Source organism: Desulfomonile tiedjei DSM 6799, from assembly GCF_000266945.1.
In the GTDB taxonomy this organism is placed as follows: domain Bacteria; phylum Desulfobacterota; class Desulfomonilia; order Desulfomonilales; family Desulfomonilaceae; genus Desulfomonile; species Desulfomonile tiedjei.
In genome coordinates this window covers 5491680-5510209 of record NC_018025.1, presented here as the reverse complement: position 1 = coordinate 5510209, position 18530 = coordinate 5491680, and the positions used below count along the sequence as shown (strand labels likewise).

At 50.8% G+C, this 18530-nt stretch carries 17 protein-coding genes; 5 read left to right on the top strand and 12 right to left on the bottom strand.

Translation table 11 applies throughout. The features are described 5' to 3' along the window. Positions 1-798: 798 nt before the first annotated feature. The 8 genes from DESTI_RS23670 to DESTI_RS23635 all read right to left on the bottom strand — a co-directional run bounded on the left by DESTI_RS23670 (position 799) and on the right by DESTI_RS23635 (position 9134). On the bottom strand, positions 799-1494 hold the full coding sequence (locus DESTI_RS23670; protein WP_014812503.1) for a DUF1638 domain-containing protein: 696 nt from the start codon (positions 1492-1494) through the stop codon (positions 799-801). 246 nt (positions 1495-1740) lie between these two features. Beyond that, positions 1741-2412 (bottom strand): cobalamin B12-binding domain-containing protein, encoded by a 672-nt coding sequence (locus tag DESTI_RS23665; protein WP_169316393.1) that lies wholly within the window; start codon positions 2410-2412, stop codon positions 1741-1743. 20 nt (positions 2413-2432) lie between these two features. After that, the gene (locus DESTI_RS23660; protein ID WP_014812501.1) at positions 2433-3170 is read right to left on the bottom strand and encodes a GntR family transcriptional regulator; all 738 of its coding nucleotides are present in this window, start codon (positions 3168-3170) and stop codon (positions 2433-2435) included. A 127-nt stretch (positions 3171-3297) separates the two neighbouring features. Further along, positions 3298-4524 (bottom strand): MFS transporter, encoded by a 1227-nt coding sequence (locus DESTI_RS23655; protein ID WP_014812500.1) that lies wholly within the window; start codon positions 4522-4524, stop codon positions 3298-3300. 263 nt (positions 4525-4787) lie between these two features. Further along, a complete protein-coding gene (locus DESTI_RS23650) occupies positions 4788-6230 on the bottom strand; it encodes a uroporphyrinogen decarboxylase family protein (protein ID WP_014812499.1) in 1443 nt (480 codons plus the stop codon). Between the two features lie 48 nt (positions 6231-6278). After that, the gene (locus DESTI_RS23645; RefSeq protein WP_014812498.1) at positions 6279-7613 is read right to left on the bottom strand and encodes a uroporphyrinogen decarboxylase family protein; all 1335 of its coding nucleotides are present in this window, start codon (positions 7611-7613) and stop codon (positions 6279-6281) included. A 15-nt stretch (positions 7614-7628) separates the two neighbouring features. Continuing rightward, positions 7629-8270 (bottom strand): cobalamin B12-binding domain-containing protein, encoded by a 642-nt coding sequence (locus tag DESTI_RS23640; RefSeq protein ID WP_014812497.1) that lies wholly within the window; start codon positions 8268-8270, stop codon positions 7629-7631. Positions 8271-8321: 51 nt separating this feature from the next. After that, the gene (locus DESTI_RS23635; RefSeq protein ID WP_041286440.1) at positions 8322-9134 is read right to left on the bottom strand and encodes a dihydropteroate synthase; all 813 of its coding nucleotides are present in this window, start codon (positions 9132-9134) and stop codon (positions 8322-8324) included. Between the two features lie 367 nt (positions 9135-9501). Between DESTI_RS23635 and DESTI_RS23630 the strand changes: the two genes are divergently transcribed. Continuing rightward, positions 9502-11934, top strand: coding sequence for a FecR family protein (locus tag DESTI_RS23630; protein ID WP_014812495.1), 2433 nt, complete (start codon positions 9502-9504; stop codon positions 11932-11934). 190 nt (positions 11935-12124) lie between these two features. On the opposite strand, the gene DESTI_RS23625 is transcribed toward DESTI_RS23630, so the two are convergent. Then, positions 12125-12697 (bottom strand): hypothetical protein, encoded by a 573-nt coding sequence (locus DESTI_RS23625; protein ID WP_014812494.1) that lies wholly within the window; start codon positions 12695-12697, stop codon positions 12125-12127. A gap of 84 nt (positions 12698-12781) precedes the next feature. Then, complete coding sequence (locus DESTI_RS23620; RefSeq protein WP_014812493.1) at positions 12782-13240, bottom strand: ankyrin repeat domain-containing protein; 459 nt, start codon at positions 13238-13240, stop codon at positions 12782-12784. A gap of 198 nt (positions 13241-13438) precedes the next feature. Here DESTI_RS23620 and DESTI_RS23615 point away from each other — a divergent pair, with 198 nt between their 5' ends. Beyond that, positions 13439-14119 carry a hypothetical protein gene (locus DESTI_RS23615; RefSeq protein WP_014812492.1) on the top strand — a complete coding sequence of 227 codons (681 nt, stop codon included), beginning with the start codon at positions 13439-13441 and terminating at the stop codon, positions 14117-14119. Between the two features lie 81 nt (positions 14120-14200). Here the strand turns inward: DESTI_RS23615 and DESTI_RS30275 are convergent, their stop codons facing one another. Together DESTI_RS30275 and DESTI_RS23605 are read right to left on the bottom strand one after the other, a co-directional pair. Then, complete coding sequence (locus DESTI_RS30275) at positions 14201-14365, bottom strand: DUF1328 family protein (RefSeq protein ID WP_014812491.1); 165 nt, start codon at positions 14363-14365, stop codon at positions 14201-14203. Between the two features lie 99 nt (positions 14366-14464). Continuing rightward, entirely contained in the window at positions 14465-15217 is a 753-nt protein-coding gene (locus tag DESTI_RS23605) for a CYTH domain-containing protein (RefSeq protein WP_237671507.1), read from the bottom strand. Positions 15218-15726: 509 nt separating this feature from the next. On the opposite strand from DESTI_RS23605, the gene ndhC reads away from it, so the two are divergent. The 3 genes from ndhC to nuoC all read left to right on the top strand — a co-directional run bounded on the left by ndhC (position 15727) and on the right by nuoC (position 18525). Next, positions 15727-16071: an NADH-quinone oxidoreductase subunit A gene (ndhC, locus tag DESTI_RS23600; protein ID WP_435051220.1), complete on the top strand. Its 345-nt coding sequence runs from the start codon at positions 15727-15729 to the stop codon at positions 16069-16071. Continuing rightward, positions 16068-16709 carry an NADH-quinone oxidoreductase subunit B gene (locus tag DESTI_RS23595; protein ID WP_014812488.1) on the top strand — a complete coding sequence of 214 codons (642 nt, stop codon included), beginning with the start codon at positions 16068-16070 and terminating at the stop codon, positions 16707-16709. The genes ndhC and DESTI_RS23595 overlap by 4 nt, the downstream gene beginning before the upstream one ends. A 67-nt stretch (positions 16710-16776) precedes the next feature. Then, positions 16777-18525 carry an NADH-quinone oxidoreductase subunit C/D gene (gene nuoC / locus DESTI_RS23590; protein WP_014812487.1) on the top strand — a complete coding sequence of 583 codons (1749 nt, stop codon included), beginning with the start codon at positions 16777-16779 and terminating at the stop codon, positions 18523-18525. Positions 18526-18530: the final 5 nt, after the last annotated feature.

Genomic DNA, 18530 nt, shown 5'->3' with positions numbered 1-18530 from the left:
AGTTCTCATTAAGGCGAAAGCACGGACCTGCAGGGCAGGTCAGTGAAGTTAGCATCTTGAACGCAAAATCCTATAGGATCGGGAAGCCGATCGATTGCCGGCTCCGTTGGATCTCCTCCGCTACGGACGGCGCAGCCTGACTTCGCTGACACATTTCCCCAAAAAGAAAACCGATACTACCCGCATGCTTACGGGCTATTCCAGAAAATTGTATGCAAGTAACTATCATGAAGTTCTTTTATGCCTCATAAGGCATCTTCCAGACTCCCCTTTGCCAATAGCAAATAACTTTTGTCGCCGCTCTTTTTCAACGAAGAAACGTGACCGCGGTAGTAGCAAACCAAGCCCTCCCGATGCTGCTTTCTGAAAAGCTCTAGAAACGCATTCACGCAATGCAGCGTTGCTGCTATTTCGACGGATATTAGTAAATGTCGGTTGTCCGATTGCGAAAAGCGGTTCTCGAAAATCGGTGGGTGCCGTGCCTCCGTGCCGGCACATCTTCAATATGATCAATGATATCGATAGAATGGACCGGCAGGGACGCCGGTCCCCACCAGTATCTTGTGTTGGAGCATGGGATAAACGTCAAAATTTTCGGCAATCGCGATAAATAGTAGAGTGTTCAAGGACAGAAATTGTGTCAATCTGCTATATATAAATAAAAAAGGATGGCCCTAAAGCGACGCCGAGCTCATCCATGAGCCGGAACGGGAGGTCTCGCTTTGGGCCACCAGGTTTGTTTACTGACTCCCCAAAGTAATCGCTGATTACGAAGAGCGGTTCCGAGAAAGAACATGTCTATGACGTGAGACCCTGGAGCATGGGGGCTGTGGAACCAGTGCATACATGAGATATCTCGATAGTGGTGAAAGGTGGAATAATTACGTAATCCTCTTCATTCCACGGGCCTGAAAGGAAGCTTTTGAGACGGTCGATAGTACCGGGCAAAATCCTGTGCTCCAAATTGAGCGTCGCTGCAATTTCCTCCACATGGGGGACAAGGCCGGCCAGATCGTACGCTCCGGTGTCAATGAGTCCGAGCGAGCGGTAATGAGACAGCATGATCCGGAATATTCTTTCTGTTTTTTCAGGCCCGAATCTTTCCAGGACTGACTGATATTCCTTCCAGATGTTGAGTTCCCCTTCAAGCCATCCTTTTGTAAGAAAATAAACGCCTCCCTGTTCTGTATATCGTTTTCTCATTTCGTAAGATCCCAGCAGCAAGGTAATGCAGTCATCGACTTTGGGGAAAATGAGCTCGAAATTTCTTGGAGTAAGACCGACAACCGAGTTCCCACAGAAGCCGAAGCCAAACAGGACCCTATCCACTCCATCGATCTTGTCCAATTCCTCCTGCAGTCGACGGCGCAACACTTCAGTCCTGAGATGAAGACCTGACTCCACCCAGATAAAAGGATAATGGCAGTTCGTTTCACGCGCGGCCTTTTCAAGCTCGTCATGAATGGTATGACATGCGAGCACGACTGTTTGCATACTCGGACCCTTTCTCGTACTTTTGTTCAGAATTGCGAGCTGAAGCTCCGGGAATCCTCAATTCTGTTCGAGAGGCTGCTAGGCTCTCCAGAAGCCTCATATCAATCTGCTTTCAAATCAAACGAAAATCCCCCCTGACCCCCCTTTAATAAGGGGGGAATCAAGATGTTGCCTCTTACCTCCCTTTCGTAAAGGGGGGAATGGGGGGATTTTGAATGCAAATCGGCATCATCATAGTCCACGTGTTCACTCCGGAATAAGCTTCTGGCACAGGCAGACCCCGGAAAATGCATCCGATGCCCAATAATCTGACCCTGTGATATTGAAGACCATCTCGTCTACCTGGCCTCCGCCAATAAGGATTACCGGTCTGTCCTGGCTGGCGAGAGACCTTTCCTTGAACAATCCGATCAGTTTCTGCAAATGAGGAAAGCTGTCGGTGATGAGCACGGACACGGCAACCAGATGAGGTTTGAATTCGTCCTTTGCGCGAAGAAATTCCTCTGGCGACACATCTACTCCCAGGTCAAGGACTGTGAAACCGTGACACTCCAGAAGATCCCGGAAAAGATTCTTGCCGATGTCATGGATGTCTCCTTCGATGGTTCCCAACAGCACTCGCCCACGATTTCTTCCGGATCGTTCTTTAATCATCACGGGTCGCAAAAGGTCAACGGCCTGGCGCATGATCTCGCCTGCCATAATGAGACCGGAAATAAAATACTGCCCCTCCTCGTGCATCAATCCCACCAAACGCATACCTTTCTCGCACGCTGACAATATCTCTTCGGGAGAAGTGTTTGCAGAGAGATAACTCTCGATAGAAGACAAGGCTTCCTGCTCTCTCAGTTCCGCCACGAGGGTTGCCAGCTCTTCCATTTCCGGGGCCAAAGGCTCTTCAATTTTTTCGCTTACCATAGCGTCACAGCCTTTCGACATCATTCCCATAACCCTAGATGCGTCTTTAACCTGAAAACTTCCGGCGGGGCCACAAACCATCCCCAACCAAACGGAGCGTTATCAAAGTCATACACCACATACTCGAGACGAAAAGCCGGTGTACCCGGAGCATGTCCCAGGAGGCCGGCTTCCGTCTCACCCAGGACTGTCGGGATCAACTCCAGTTCACCTTTTTTCACAGAACCGTCACAGTGTCCTGTAAACAATTCTGAAAGAGGTCCGATGCTCAGTTCCGCCTCTACCACCGGCCGAGTGGGATCGCATCGGACGTTCCCTTCGTGGAACATCACCGGACGACCGGCACGCAGCAGGATACGGCGGATCAAAATAACGCGTTGTCCCACGGACAGGTCCAGCTTTTCCGCTGTTCTCGCATCGGCTCTCCCGAGGGAGAGTTGCAGAACTTTAATCTGGGTTCCCGCGGAATCCTGAAAGATCTCTCGAAGACTGTTCAATTCAAAGCGGGATTCGGTAATGCTCAATTTCTTGACAAACGTTCCGGAGCCCTGAATTCGGTCCAGCAGTCCCTGCTCGGTCAATACGCCGATAGCCTGGCGCACTGTCATTGGAGAGACTCCGTATTCCTTGCTGATAGTGGACTCGGAAGGTATTTTCTCTCCCGGCGGATATACACCTTCTGCAATCTGGTTGCGAAGGATTGATGCCAACTGGGCGTACGCCGGTTCAAAGCGGTGTTTATCAATTCGCTGACGCATGACTATTCAAACTCGATTCTGAAAGCCCTTGGATAACCAATCATTACACGTAAGACCGGCTCATGCAATAGGCAAGGGCCGGGCCCAACAGCCCGGCCGTGACGGAGACGCCGCGAAGGGTGAGACATCATGATTTCTGATACAACTTTTGGGCATCCCCGATAAAGAAGGCAACAATGACACCGAGTACTGCCACCAATCCTCCGAGAACAATTGTCAAATCATAGCCGAAAGACATTTGTACGAAACTACCCAAGTATGGTCCGATGAACACTGCGACCATCAGCGGAGTAGTAGCCAATCCAATGTGGAGACCCGCGTTTTTAGGACCGTAGGAGCCCACAATGAACGTGCTGTTGATCACCGGAAGTCCCCCGTATGCTAGACCGGTGCACATGATGGAGACGAAAAGACCTGGAAATCCCATAAACTGAGTAAGATAACGTATCCCGAACACGCCGAATGCCATGACCGCAGCGCTGAGAACCATAGTCTTGTTGCGCCCCAATTGGTCATATAGCCAACCGAAGAGGAGTCGCCCCAGACCGTTGAAGAGAGCGAAAAGCCCCATGGCCCATGCGGCTCGAGCCTTGTCCAGGCCTTTTTCAACGGCAAGAGGCACCACATGAGCGAGCACCATCATTCCTGCGATACAAAGAACCAAGTCCCAAACCCACCACAGCCACCATGGAGCAGTCCTGAACATTTCGTACCACTCGAAGTTCCTCAGCGGCGCAGGAGCAACGCCTCCGGTTGATCCGCCCGGCAGAGGTGGAGCCCACCCTGTAGGTGGGTAGAGCATCAGGAGTCCACCACCGACGAGCACCACCAGGCTGGCCAACGCAAGCGTGCGGAAGGCCCATTGCCAACCGAGAGAGCCAATGAATTGCCCCATCAGACCGCCAAAGAAGAAACCGGCCAGCCCGAACCCCATCGCCATAGCTCCGATGGCTAAACCTCTTTTGTCCGGATACCACCGGGCCGCGGCGGACAGCACAACGATATCCGCGATTCCGATTCCCAAACCTACTAGGATCCCATAGGAGAAATAGAGCATCCCCAGGGATTCTGTGTACGACGCCAAAAAGAAGCCTATTGTCGACAAAATGGCGCCTACGCTTGCTACGATTCGAGGGCCAAAGCGGTCTGCGAGACGGCCCCCGAAGATCATCCCCACGCAGAAACTCATAATAGCAAGAGTAAACGTGAGCTGGGTCTGGGCCCTTGTCCAGCCGAATTGCTTCTCGAGGGGAAGCACGAAAATCGACCATGCGTAAACCAGACCCATTACCAGCGACATGAGGAAACCGATTATCAGGTAAAGCTTTCGCTTTCGTAGCAGATCGTCAGTCATGCACTCCATCCTTTCAGATTTACTCCACTATTGGAGGAACGCCTCCCATAGCTCCGACCGAACGATTCGTCAGCCTTTCGGCGTTTCTCAATCGAACGGCTCGAGCACAAGTCTGAGCCGGCTGAACCATCTCACGTGCGGTTTACTGTTTGAAACGGTAAAGCGTTGCGTGCCAAACGGTTAACGTCTTCCCGGCACTGGAAAGGAAACAGGAATATTCTTCAGGCGGCATCACGACTCACGCGCTCCGCCGCGCTAAAGAGTCAATTGCCCGTGTATTCACGAGTGAAATCGTACATGGCTTGAACATTTTCGGGCTTTGCCTCGGCCAGAGGGCATGATGCATCCATGATAAAGCCGCCATCGGGTGCGCACACATCAAGAAGCTTTTTGCAGTAAGATCTAACGTCATCCGGGGTGCCTACCGCCAGAACGCTTGCCGGCACGTTGCCACGGATGCAACAACGGTCCCGCATCATCTCCTTGGCTTTGAACATGTCTGTCCCTTCAAAATGGTAGATTACCTTGCCCGGGGTGACATCGCGAAAAGCATCAAGCCTGGTATTACACACGCCCTCGGCGAGAACCCATGGAGTAATGCCTTCCCGGATGAGTGCCTCGAGAAGTTCTTTCATATGCGGCCAATAGAACTTGTTGAATTGTTGGGGAGACAAAAAGCCATCGAGACCCTTATGCAAAGGGATAAAGACTCTTGGCACTCCGGAACGTTTCACGGAGGCAATGGCCGAATCAATCATGATGGGCAGCAGCTTTTCGCATGCGGCCATCACTTTGTCCGGACGCCTGTACAAATCCATCATGACGCCTTTGGTCCCCCGGAAGACATCGCCCAATGTATCGAACGGCACCTGGCTGTATCCACCGGAAGAAGGAGGAAAACCCAACTCCGCCATTTTCTTGCCATAGGCGGTCATCCATTTCAGTAATTCAGCAGACGCTTTCCCGGCTTCGATCATGGCCGTTCGGGCTTCTTCCATCTCCGGGGAGAGAAGAAAGACGCCATTGTAGAGGCCCCAAAAGTACGAAATTACCTGATTTAGTGGGGGCAGTTTTTCAAAAGGAGCAAAAGCTTTGTAGACTCTCGGCCAGAATCGTCGCACCATGAAATCTGAGGGATCGAAAAGGAAATGATCGTACTCGTCCGCTTTCATAGCCTCCAGCTCTACAAACTGATAGGACTGGTTCTCTCCTACGCCGTGCCCGGCCCATTTGAGATGTTGAAAATCCAGTATATCCAGCACTCTGCCAAAACCGCGAAGGGCATACGGGTTGTCGCCTTGATCGGGCTTGAAGTGTTCCATGCATTCCACCCACAAATCGAACATGAGCTGTGGGTTGTACATCACCTCTTTCACGGTGACACCCTTCCACTTTGCCGGGAAAAAGTCCCACATGCAGGCAATTGGGACCTGATCGGTTTTTTTGAGAGCAGTCGCGTCTTGGATGCGTTTTTCCCGCTCTTGCAACAACTGTTGTGGGTTATTCATCTCAAGTTCCCTCTCCGAGTATTTCTCCATCCATTGGGGGGCGTGCTTCACGCCGATGAAATGTGTCGGTTTCCAGGGCTGAGGCCCAACATTTGTGTAAGCATGCCAGGCACTTGTCGGTCCGCTCGGCACGTTGGAGAGTATTTGAGCGTTTCTCTCCAACAGTCTCCTGCAGTCGAACGCACTGCAGGAGATCACTGCATTTTCTCCTGTTCCATCGGTAGACAGGCGAACACGAGGCAAATCCTAATACTTGCCGTATCTCTTTCCAGTCTGAATAAACGCTTTGAGTGTGTGTTCTCGGGCCTCGTCCATGGCGCACCCGATGCTGAGAATGTAACCTCCGTCACCAGCGGCCACATCCAGCAATCTCTTGGTCTCGTCTTCCACCTGTTGCGCATTCCCGGCGATGATCAGAGAAACCGGGAACCCTCCTCCGATGCATGATTTCCCACCCAACACTTCTCTGGTCTTGGCCATATCGGTTCTGTCAAAGAGAAAGACGCATTGGCCCTCTGGAACCTCGGCCAAATATTCCAACCGCTGGTTATATGCTCCCTCCACGAAGCAGCAGGGCACACATCCGTTTTCAGCCAAACCAATAATTACCTTTTTCAGACTCGGCCAATAGAACTTCTTGAACTGTTCGTTCGACATAAAGCCATCGGCCCCTTTGTGCAGAGGGATAAAAATCAACGGATTGTTGTTCGCCAAGGCTCCTCCCACGCCCATAGTGATCATCAGGGGCACAATCCTGTCTACCGCCTCCAGCACTTTCTCAGGCCTTCGGTATAGATCCATCATCAACTGCGCAGTGCCTCTAAAGGAGTCGCCCAGCACGTCAAAAGGAGCCTTGGTGGCGCCACCGGCGTACATCGGATAACCTGAGCCCAATATCTGGCCAAGATACGGCCCCAATGCCTGAATCCACTCAAAGCTGATTCTGCCTGCCTCTAAAAGTGATTTGAATGCTTCTTGGATTGGAGGAGCACCCAGAGTGCAAAGCCACGGTCCGGCCATAGGCAGTTCCATGGTACCGTACAGCGGTGGCAATTCGGCGAAGGGTTTCAAAGAGTTGTGGGTCCGAGGCAACCAAACGCGCAACCAGTAGTCCGTAGGGTCTGCGATGAGGTGATCGTATTCCTCGGCTTTCATGTATTCCTTTTCAAGGAACTGGTAGCCCTGCTCGTCGGTGATACCGTGTCCCGGCCATTTGTAGAGATTGTAGTTCAGCGCCTCTAAGGCTGGGCCGTGCATTACCATGGGCGGAATCATCGTCGCGTCAACGTCGTAGTCCTTGCTGTAAGCAAGACAAACCTTTCCGAGGATATGGGGATCGTACATGGCCTGTTTTGCAGAATAACCATACAGCTTGACCGGCGCAAAAGTGGCCAGCGGCACTATTGGGACTCTATCTGGAGTCTTTTTTAGCGTGACGGCATCCTTGATGAGTCCGGCACGATACTGGTATGAAGCCTTGGCCTCATCGCTGACGAACTCTATTCCCTCTCCAGAAGCCCATTTTGCCAGGAAGGCTTCCTGTCTTTGACTTGAGGACATCTTCTCCCAAGCTGCATCCATGACTCTCCTCCTTCCCTATGATTCGGCTTGTACCCACTTGAGAGCGTAGTTTACACCGGCCACGGCGTCTGTGACCCAAGCGTCTGCCTCCACGTATTTCCCGGCGTGCTCATCCACTTGGCCGCCACCAATGATCACCTTGACCCGATCCCGTACGCCCATGTCTTTTAGCCCGTCTACCACTACTTTCATGGAATCGTATGCCAGTGTCAGCAGACCGCTCATTCCGATAATGTCCGGCTGGAATTCCTTGTATTCATCCCAAAAACGCTGTGCCGGAACATCGACACCGAGATCTCTCACTTCGAACCCATTGATTTCCATGAGCATATGGACCATGTCCTTGCCTATGTCGTGGATATCCCCTTCGACCGTCCCGAGAAGAAACTTGCCAATTTTCGGTTTTTCGTTAGTTTCCTGGATGCCCGTCATGTACGGTTTGATGATCTCCGAGGCCTGCTTCATCATCTCTCCCGACAAAATCAACTCGGGTACAAAGTAAGTCCCCTGCTCGAAACGTTTTCCGATGATTATCAGAGCATCCTTGTACGCATCGAAAACCTTCAGGGGAGATGCTCCGTCTTCCAAGTATTTTTTCGTGAGAGCCATAGCCTCGTTTTCCATCATGTCTGCTATCGCATTCACAAGATCCTGCATAATGCTGCCTCCTTTATGGGCTGTTCTCATCCTAGTTTCTGCGAAGTTCCATCAGAAAGCCGTTTTCGGCCCTATTTTCCCGGCCCGAAAGGCTCGGTTGAAATTGAGACAGTGACGGTCTTTACCCAGAAGTGTTTCCGCAGCCAGCATGACCCCTCGAAGTTCTCTTTCTTCGGGGTTGATAATTGCACTGTCCATTCCTGCTTGTACGAGCAAGACCGTAAAAGCCTGGTTAAGAATAGAACGCAGCGGCATCCCGAAAGAAATATTCGACAAGCCGCAGGTGAGATGGACCTTGGGGAACTCTTCCAAAATCTTGCGGCACGTCTCCAATGTAACGTTCCCGTTCTCCGTTCCCGTTGAAATAGCCATCACCAGAGGATCGATGTAGAGTTTTTCGTCCGGCAAGCCTCCACTGCGGGTCATCTCCAGGAGGCGACGCACGATATCGAGCCTCCCTTCACTGGTTTTCGGAATTCCTTTGTCATCCAGGGCAAGGACGATGAGCTCTGTTTGAAACTCACATGCCAGAGGCAACACGCCGTCGATTCGAAATTTTTCCCCGCTCAAAGAATTGAGCATGGGGACTCTCACGGCTTTCTCTATGCCTGCGCGTAGAGCGCGATGGTTAGCGCTATCAAGGCACACAACAGCCTCCGGCACGGCATCCTGAACGACACCCACCAGCCATGCCATGTCTTCGGGCTCCCTTGAAGGCAGGGTTCCGGCGTTTACATCAAGATATTTCGCCCCTTCTTCAAACTGTCTTCGAGCCAGATCTGCTATGAAAGCGCTGTTCCTTTCCTGGATTGCCAGCGCGACTTGTTTTCGCGTTCCGTTTATTTTTTCTCCAATAACGATCATTGGTTTTAGCCTCCCCGGGTGAGTTGCCGCCGCCTTCAAGTGATGTAGTCTTATAGTGTCATAGTCCTCTAGATGTGTCAAAACATTTTTTGAACGTTCTTCCATTTTTCTTGCCTCATCCAAATCCTGGAATTCGGGAAAAGTATTAATTTTGAGTGAAGCATGTCAGAACGAAATCGGCACCACGAAGTACAATACAGAAACGATCACGCTGTGTTCCTGCTTTACAAGCGCAAAAAATGGAACTGTTACAGGTCGATTCAGTCTAATTTCTTTAGTAGCTATACTTAACGGTCATCTGTGCAACATGTAATTCTCAGTGAAAGGCGCTCATCAAACGCACCTTGTGTGGAAAACAGGATATACGATGAGAGAACGAATCTTTTCAGGAATAAGGTTCCTTGGGAGACTTGCAATCTTGTGCTCCGTGATCTTTCTTCCCGGTTTAAGTTTCGGCCAGGAAGCACCAGCCGTGGTGCAGGCTGTTCAAGGACAGGCTGAAGCGCTTCCGGCGGATTTTCAGGAGAGCGCAAAACTGGAGCAAGGCGCTCGGGTTAAACCTTCAGATATCATAAGCACGAACAAAGACAGCAAAGTGCTCCTGTTGTGGACCGACCGATTGTACGCCTCGTTGGCTGAATACTCTTCCCTATCATTCGATTTCCAGGATCGAAAAGCTGTTCCTCATGTACAACTGATCGAAGGATTAGCGAGAATCACGAACTCGGGACTCCATTCGAACAGCGAATCAGACCACGTGTTGAGTACTCCCCTGGCTACAGTACGGCCCGTCGATCCCAATCAGCCTATTGATTACATTGTGGAAATATACAGTCCGACGACAACGATCGTATCTATCTTGTCCGGCCGGGTCGAAATAGAGTCTCGAACGGGAGATTCAGCAACAACAGCAACGTACGATTCCTGCAGGACTGTTTACCTGACCAAAGACAAGAAAACCGACACATCAAGCATCTATGCAGGAGACGCAGAGAATCTTGTAGCAATGACCACCATAGCGGGAACCTTGCCGTTCACAGGCACGTGTCCCGTTGCAGTAGCTCAGGAAACACAACCGAGAGAATCGGTGATAACCGAATTGCGGAGCTATGCTCCTCAATATATCGAGAATATCTACTACGATTGGTTTCCGTATGATGATTTCAGCGTGCTTCCTTATGAATCCGGCGGATACGTGGCCCTCTTTCCGGGCATAGGATCGTGGTTCATTCCGTACTACTATCCTATCAGTCCGGCCATATTGAAGATTTACATCGGTAATTATCTCTACAGAAAAGGAATTCGATTTCACGAACATCACTTGGCCGACCTACGGGATCGCCGCCACCATTTGAGACGTCTGATGGACGTGAGCGGCAGGGCGGGAGATTTGAGGACTCTCGCACGGACACAGAATCAACTGGATGCGCTTCGGGTACAGGAAAGACTTGCAAACCGGACATTGGGCCGCATGCAGGACAGATTGGGCAATGTGCAGTCCGCTGCCGAAAGATTCAACCGGCAATTGCCGCGAGGGTCCGATCTTGGCAGGACTCTCGACGCATCGTTCAGATCGAACCGCAATACCGAGGTGGCTCGAAACTTTGAAAATCAACTGTTAAATCAATCGCGCATGGAGAATCGGCTTTCCAACCTCGGACAAAATCAGGTCAATCAATTCACTGAAAGATTGAGCAGTGTGAGAGACCCTTCTCAGCGACTGGCACTGAGGAATGAAGCTGCTATTCTCAGGCAGAATCTCATGCAGGGAAGAATCCCGGTCGGTCCACAACAGGGACAGATTTCTCAACTTGCTCAACGCATGTCTCAGACTGAGGATGTTTCGCAGCGAAGGGAAATCCAGTCCCAGTTGATGAATAGACTGGACAGGGCTACCGCGGATGCAAGAGATGCGAGACCTTCCGAGCGGCAAGAACTGAGTTCACTTCGCTCCGAAATAGGCAGGCTGAACAATCCGTCGTTAAGACGTGATCTTTCCAACGAGATTTCTCAGCTTCAGCGACAGATCAGATCTCCACAGCAGCGCGAATCCAACCTTCTGGAACGCACCCGCTCTGCAGATATAGGCAGACCGGGAACTCCTCTCACGCCCCTTGACAGGAGAGCGGCTCCAGGAGTTCAAACTCCCACTGAAAGACGGTCCGCAGAAAGACCGCCTGCAGTTCAGGAGCAGCGAATTCAACCGCGTCCGGGACAGGAATTGAGAAGAAGGGCACAGGAACCGGGTAGACAACTCGAACGGAGGACCGAGCCCCAGATCCAAAGACCGAGCAGCGATACCCGAGCCCCCCGCGCTCTGAGAGAGCAACAGAGACCTGAAGCCCGGATGGAGCAGCAACTAAGGCGTCAATCGCAGGAAGCAGCGAGGCAGAGAGAATCGCAGCAACAGCAGAGAGAGCTCAGAAGTCAAAGAGAGAACCGTGCAAGCTCTGAACGTATGAGAAGACAGTTTGAGTCTGCCAGACCTCAGACCCCGCGGATACAGCCGCAACAGAGGTCACAACAGCAATTCAGACAACGGTCTTTTCAGCAGCCATCGTTTCAACGATCTCAGCCACAAACACGGAGTTTTTCTCGTCCGAGTACACCCAGCTTTTCTCAAAGACAGAGTGTACCGAGGATGTCTGCGCCTCGAATGCAATCAGCACCGAGGATGTCCGCGCCGCGGATGCAGTCTAGCCCCCGGATGTCTGCACCACGAATGCCTTCCAGTCCACGCGTGGGAGGAGGCGCTCCCAGAGGCGGGGGCGGCCCCCTCGCAGGAAGGCAAAGGAATTAATAGAGCTCTTCTGATTTCGCAATGCTGACCTGCAACTGTGGGTCAGCATTTTTCGTTAAGCTGAAGGTGTCCTACTGAAATTACAGATTTTCGATCTCTATTGAAGCGATAGCACGAACCCGCTTAAGAAGCATCATGCAGTTGGTCCAGTCGCTTCGCTACGTGTATCAGCATTCCGAGATTAACTGAGTTAGGAGTTCTCATGGCCTTTCAGAATCTGCCGAGCCATTTCAGCGAAACTCCCCGGCTTCTTGCGTGGCCCCAACCGAGTCCTGATCTCTTGGACAGCAATAGAGACTTCTCGGGCCCGTCCTCCTCGGATAGCATCCACAAGAGCCAATAGTTCGTACAGGAATGCATCTCTTTGGGCAGATAGGGGAACTGATTCGTGTAATGGTGAGAAGGCATACCCCCGGATGGTGCCTTTGGCGTAAGGCCACACAGGAGGATGCTCGGTCGACTGGACAATGAGGGTGTTCAAGGGAGGAGTAGCGTAACCGGTGGGCATTCCACGAGTTAGACTGCCGCGTTTCGGAGGAAAGACATATTTAATTCCGTGGATAAGAAACTCTTCCAATGCAGTTCGTCGGGGCTTTTTCTTCTCACGATCAAGAAGTTTGCATTCGACAGCTCTTTTTACGCTACCGTGTACACCCGACGGACTCAGAAAGAGTTCTTCGGCGAGAACCGGATAAGACCATCTACGCTCACCAATGGCGACAAGTTTTAGAATGACTACAATATCAAGTTCTTTTAGGCTCATAAGGGAATTATATTCTCAATTCGTGAATTGCGCAAGAAATAGTAACAACATGCTGTGATTATTAATTGTGAAAGCACTTGGTGACTAACGCACTGCACCGCTTTTCACGAGAAATTCCGCAATCTGTTTATGGTTCTTGCCTTTTGCCAATTTGAGCGCTGTATGTCCGTATGCATGCTTCGCGTTCACATCGGCTCCTCGCTCCACAAGAAGTTTGACGATATCCAGATGACCGGATGACGCAGCTCCCATGAGTGCTGTCCAACCGTTCTGGCTTGCTGCATTCACGTCCGCGCCTTTTTCGATGAGCGCCTTTGCTACTTCCTTGTGGCCTTTGCCGCAGGCCAAAATCAACGCGGACGAACCCTCATTTTGCCGTTTGGCATTCGGAGAAGCACCGGATTGGAGAAGATCCGTGACAGTCTTCAGATTACCTTTCTCAGCAGCTTCCAGCAGCTCTTGATCCAGTGCTTGAGCCCGAATCTCCGAGTTCATCATCATAGCGAAGGTGGCGAGAAAGAGCATTATCGCTATACTACGCATTCGAGAGGACCTCATTCTTGGTTACTGCACATTGGTTACTGTACAATTTCAATTAGAGATTGCCACGTTGTTAGCCTCTTCGCAACGACCTTGGATTCCTGTGGTCTGGAAGGTGGGAGCAGACCAAGTAAAGGCTTTCGAGAAAGCTGTAGGTGATATCAAGGGATTAATCATTATTCCGTGAAGGGAGATTTTTGAATGAGCGGTTACATCTTCCGACAACGTTGTCGAGCCCGAGGCGATTTCAGAATTCAGCAAATCGTGGAATTTCTCGATCTAGTGCAGGTAGCGTTTCGATGCTCTACTCTGTACGACTCCCATAACCGACCCATGGATTTGACCGAAGAAGGACTTCGGAGAACTTTTCAGAAGAGAGTTGATAAACTGTTCCCGCGCACAGGAGCGACAAAGTATTTCTATACGATTCCGCCGCGAAAGCGGGACGATAACACAGTTGCTGCTGAGATTCACACCGGGACTCATCCCGGCGAGCCCTTCATTGACACTTACAATATTTCAATGGACGACAAGAAAAAGCTTCCGGATTTCGATTATTTTGAAAAATCCATCGAAATATTTCGACCATTCGAAGCATTTCTTGCTGAAACTGAAAACGAATCTAGACTTGATGCATTCAATCGCCAACAGGCTCTTCCAGGATTCTCCAAACCTGCCATCATAAGAGGGTTCCACTATCTTGACGAGGAAATGGCTGAATCCATTGGAGGAATTGAATACTGCTTGCAAGCTCCGGCTTGGCGCGTTGTAAGATTCTGTGAAGGGGTCCTTATCGAATTGTTTCCAGGACCTCTTGATTCAAATAATCCGGAGCACCTCGAAGCCCAAGAAGATATAATGGCCTATTTCGGCATGCTGTGAGCTCGCTGGGAGACGTAGCAGTGAAGCCCTGAGCATAGAGCCTCGATCCAAGCCTCGGAGTTCCAAGGCTTGGAAAGAGAGCTAGAGAACAGTGCGTCGTCCGAAAATAAGTGAGACAACGAACAGTACCAGAAAAATCAGAAATAAGAGTTTCGCAATACCGGCGGCGGCACCGGCAATTCCGGTAAAACCGAGCAGTCCGGCAATCAAAGCTATTATCAATAATGTCACAGCTAAACCTAGCATTGTTTTGACCTTTCTCCAGACGTATCCGTCATACTTAAATATGAAGATGCAGCATTTTAAAAATCGATTCTATGAGAATGCCGCTCCTGAACAAGGAGATTACGTATTCAACCGGAGCGTAGCATCTAATTTGTCACATCGTTCGGCGGGGCTAAGACGTGCAGGAGCAAACGGTTCCTGTTTCAGAAGCTTCTCATAGGCCCATCCTGTGGCCAGTTTGCTGTGGGGCCACTCGCGTATTTCTCTGCGAAAGATTTTTGTCAGATGGGTCATGATGGTGCCTATCACGAGGATACCCGATTCGGATTTGGATTCTAATTCCATCTCATGGTGCAGGATAGTTCCTATTTCAAACTGGTACAGGACTTTGTCCAGCACCAACTCCGCCAGCACTTCGGAATCTGCGCTTTTCCGCACATTAAGGATGCGTCGCGAAGTCTCACGAGTCTGCACTATTTCGAACCCGGCCGCCTCCATAGCCTGAACCGGATCCGACGTTATTCGTGACAAATCCGGTGAAGCCAGTCCATTCCTCACTATTTCCGTGAGAACCTTTTCAAGGGCTTTGCGAGACCAGCTCAATTCAAGCTCGAATCGCTCATGGATGCCATTTCCGATAGTTCTGGAAGGCCCTTTCAGTGTCAAGAGATGGTTGCCCTGAGTCTTTCGCAGTCGAAGAGCCCAATGAGCGGATCTCAGAACGCGGGCTCGCGTATCGAAATAGCGATCTTCAATGAGACTGGCGCTGGAGGGGACAAGGCGATACTCCCCAAAACTTCCCATAAACTCGATACTGTCCATCACCGCGTCCGGGTTTTCCGAGCATATGATTAAAGTGATCTCGTGTTCCATCGTATGCACTGTCTTTTCGACTCCAACGCGTACCAAGCGTTTCCCTTGGATTCTGATCGCGAATCTTCCGTGAGGACGAACGGGCACATGATACCTTCAATTTCACGTAAAAGAAACGAAAGCATGCGGAACCATTTCATTTGCGAGGCAACATCGAATTCGGCAAACTCCCTCCTCAATCCACCATGAAGAGATCAATCAGGAAGAATGTATTATAGTAAACAAGTTTTCCGGAGAGAAACTAAGGAGACGATTGTCTAACCCAAGTTAATAGGTAATTGGAGCCGGTCCTTCGGCAAAGGCATTGAATTCGTTAATGCGGTTGTTTAAAAGTTCTGGCTGGATACAAACAATTCTCTAAAGAGTTCTGAACTGTGACGTTGGTTTATACATGCATATTTTGATTCGATTTGGCATTATTTGAAGAGTACCTCGGGAGGAATTGCTTCGTGAATAGTGTAACACCCGAATCACCATTGTGGCCTTTCATTGTCTACACTTTTGCGATAATCGGTCTTATCGGGCTGATCATCGGGATATCGTTTCTTTTGGGACAACGGCACCGGGAACGAGCAACGGACCAGCCGTACGAATCCGGGATGGTTATCACAGGATCGGCGAGAACCCTCTTTGACGTTCGATTCTATCTCATAGCAGTGTTCTTCGTTATCTTCGATCTGGAGGCGGTATTCATCTTTTCATGGGCAGTAGCAGTGAGAGAATTAGGGTGGCCGGGGTACATTGAAATACTCGTGTTCATAGGAGTGCTCTTGGCCGGGCTGGTTTATCTGTGGAGGATCGGGGCACTGGAACTGGTGGATAAAACGAGCTATGGTCATAGAAAGGTACAATGATGTTCGGTTCGCGTGAACAATCCGCCTATACGATCGAGTCAGCTTCCGGAGCGGCCCATGAAGAAACGTTGGTGAGGCAAAACGTCCTCGTCACCCGGCTGCAGGATCTCCTTTCCTGGGGTCGTAAGTATTCCATGTGGCCGTTCAACTTCGGTCTCTCATGTTGTTACGTCGAAATGGCGGCAGCATTCACGAGCAGGTACGATATTGCGCGATTCGGCGCCGAAGTGCTCAGGGGATCGCCTCGAGAATCCGATCTCATCGTGATTGCCGGAACGGTCTTCATGAAGATGGCTCCGGTAATCAGGCGATTGTACCAACAAATGATGGAGCCCAGATGGGTTATTTCAATGGGATCCTGCGCCAATTCCGGCGGAATGTACGACATCTACAGCGTGGTGCAGGGGGTGGACACGTTCCTTCCCGTGGACGTGTACGTGCCGGGATGTCCCCCCCGGCCCGAGGCGCTGCTTGAAGGGCTGTTACTTTTGCAGGGGCTCGTAGGCTCCGAACGAAGGCCCCTCAGTTGGGTTGTGGGACCGCAAGGAGTAATAAAGCCGGTACATCCCTCCATGCGGGATGCTAAACAGGAGTCAAGAATGCGGATGGGTAGATTGCGGTCTCCGGACGAGGTTTGAGCCTGGAATGACCTGTGAAACGGTTGTCTTTTGCAATGTGCATTGAAATATAAGGGCGTCCCTTTTCATGAGTGATAATTCAGCCATTCTTCAGAACCTCCAGGATAAGTTTCCCGACACGGTCTTGGGTCTTCAATCCACTCTGGACTTGATTCCAACCATATGGTTGAAGAAAGACGGCTTTCTCGACGTTCTCCGCTATTTGAAAACCGATATAGAACGACCTTACCGCATGCTTTACGACATCTCGGCAATTGACGAACGAGTTCGTTCACACCGTGACGGTCAGCCCGACGCGGATTTCACGGTTTTCTACTCGTTACTTTCCTTTGACCGAAATGCATTTATACGCATCAAAGTGCCGCTCAAAGGCGATCAACCTTCCATCCCGACTGTTACGAAATTATGGAGGAACGCTAATTGGCACGAACGGGAGGTGTGGGACCTTTTCGGCATCGTATTTGACGATCATCCCAACCTCCGGCGTATTCTCCTGCCCCCCACCTGGATAGGGCATCCTCTTCGCAAGGAATTTCCCGCTCGCGCAACGGAAGCAGGGGTGTTTCAGCTTCCGGAATCCAAAGCAGTTGAGGAAGAAAGGGCTCTTCAATTCAACCCGGATGACTGGGGAATTCCCAGGCAGAGAGGCGACTCGGATCTGATGTTTTTGAACATGGGACCGCAACATCCGAGCGTGCATGGAGTTTTCAGGCTTATCCTGGCTTTGGATGGCGAACAGATTGTGGATACCGTGCTGGACATCGGATATCACCATCGAGCCGCCGAAAAAATGGCCGAACGACAGTCATGGCATACATTCATACCTTATACCGACCGAGTGGATTACCTGGGCGGAGTCATGAACAATCTTCCGTACGTTTTGGCTGTGGAGCAACTCGCAGGGATTAACGTCCCGGATAAGGCCAAGATGATACGCATTATGATGTCGGAGTTTTTCCGGATCTCCAATCACCTGGTTTTCTACGGCACGTTCGCCCAGGATCTGGGCATGATGTCCCCGGTGTTTTACATGTTTAACGACCGGGAACGGGTATTTGAGATTGTTGAGGCAATTTGCGGGGGCAGAATGCACCCGAGTTGGTTCAGAATCGGAGGAGTTGCTCAAGATCTGCCACACGGTTGGGAAAAACCGGTAAAAGATTTCATCGATTATTTTCCCGCAAGGCTCGACGAGTACCAGCTTCTGGTGCTCGATAACCCAATATTCAAGGGCCGGACAAAAGGTATCGCCTCATATACCCTGGATGAAGCCATAGAATGGGGCGTAACAGGCCCCGGTTTGAGAGCTTGCGGTCTGCCCTGGGATTTTCGGAAGGCGCAACCATATTCAGGGTACGAGCACCTGGATTTTGAAATCCCCATCGGCCACAACGGTGATTGCTACGACAGAGGTCTCGTTCGCGTGGAAGAAATGCGTCAAAGCTTACGTATCATCGATCAATGTCTCAGAAACATGCCCGATGGTCCTTATAAGTCGGACCATCCTTTGACAACGCCTCCTCCGAAAGATCGAACCTTGCTCGATATAGAGACATTGATCGCTCATTTTCTGCACGTGAGCTGGGGGCCGGTCATTCCGCCGGGCGAATCTTTCGTAAACATCGAGGCGACGAAAGGGGCAAACGGCTATTACCTTGTCAGTGACGGAAACACCATGTCGTACCGGACCCGTATACGCACTCCTTCGTTTCTGCACTTGCAGATGATACCCGATGTAATACGAGGAGCGACGGTCTCCGATCTTGTCGCTTATCTGGGGAGTATCGATTTCGTTATGTCGGATGTGGATCGGTGAGGATA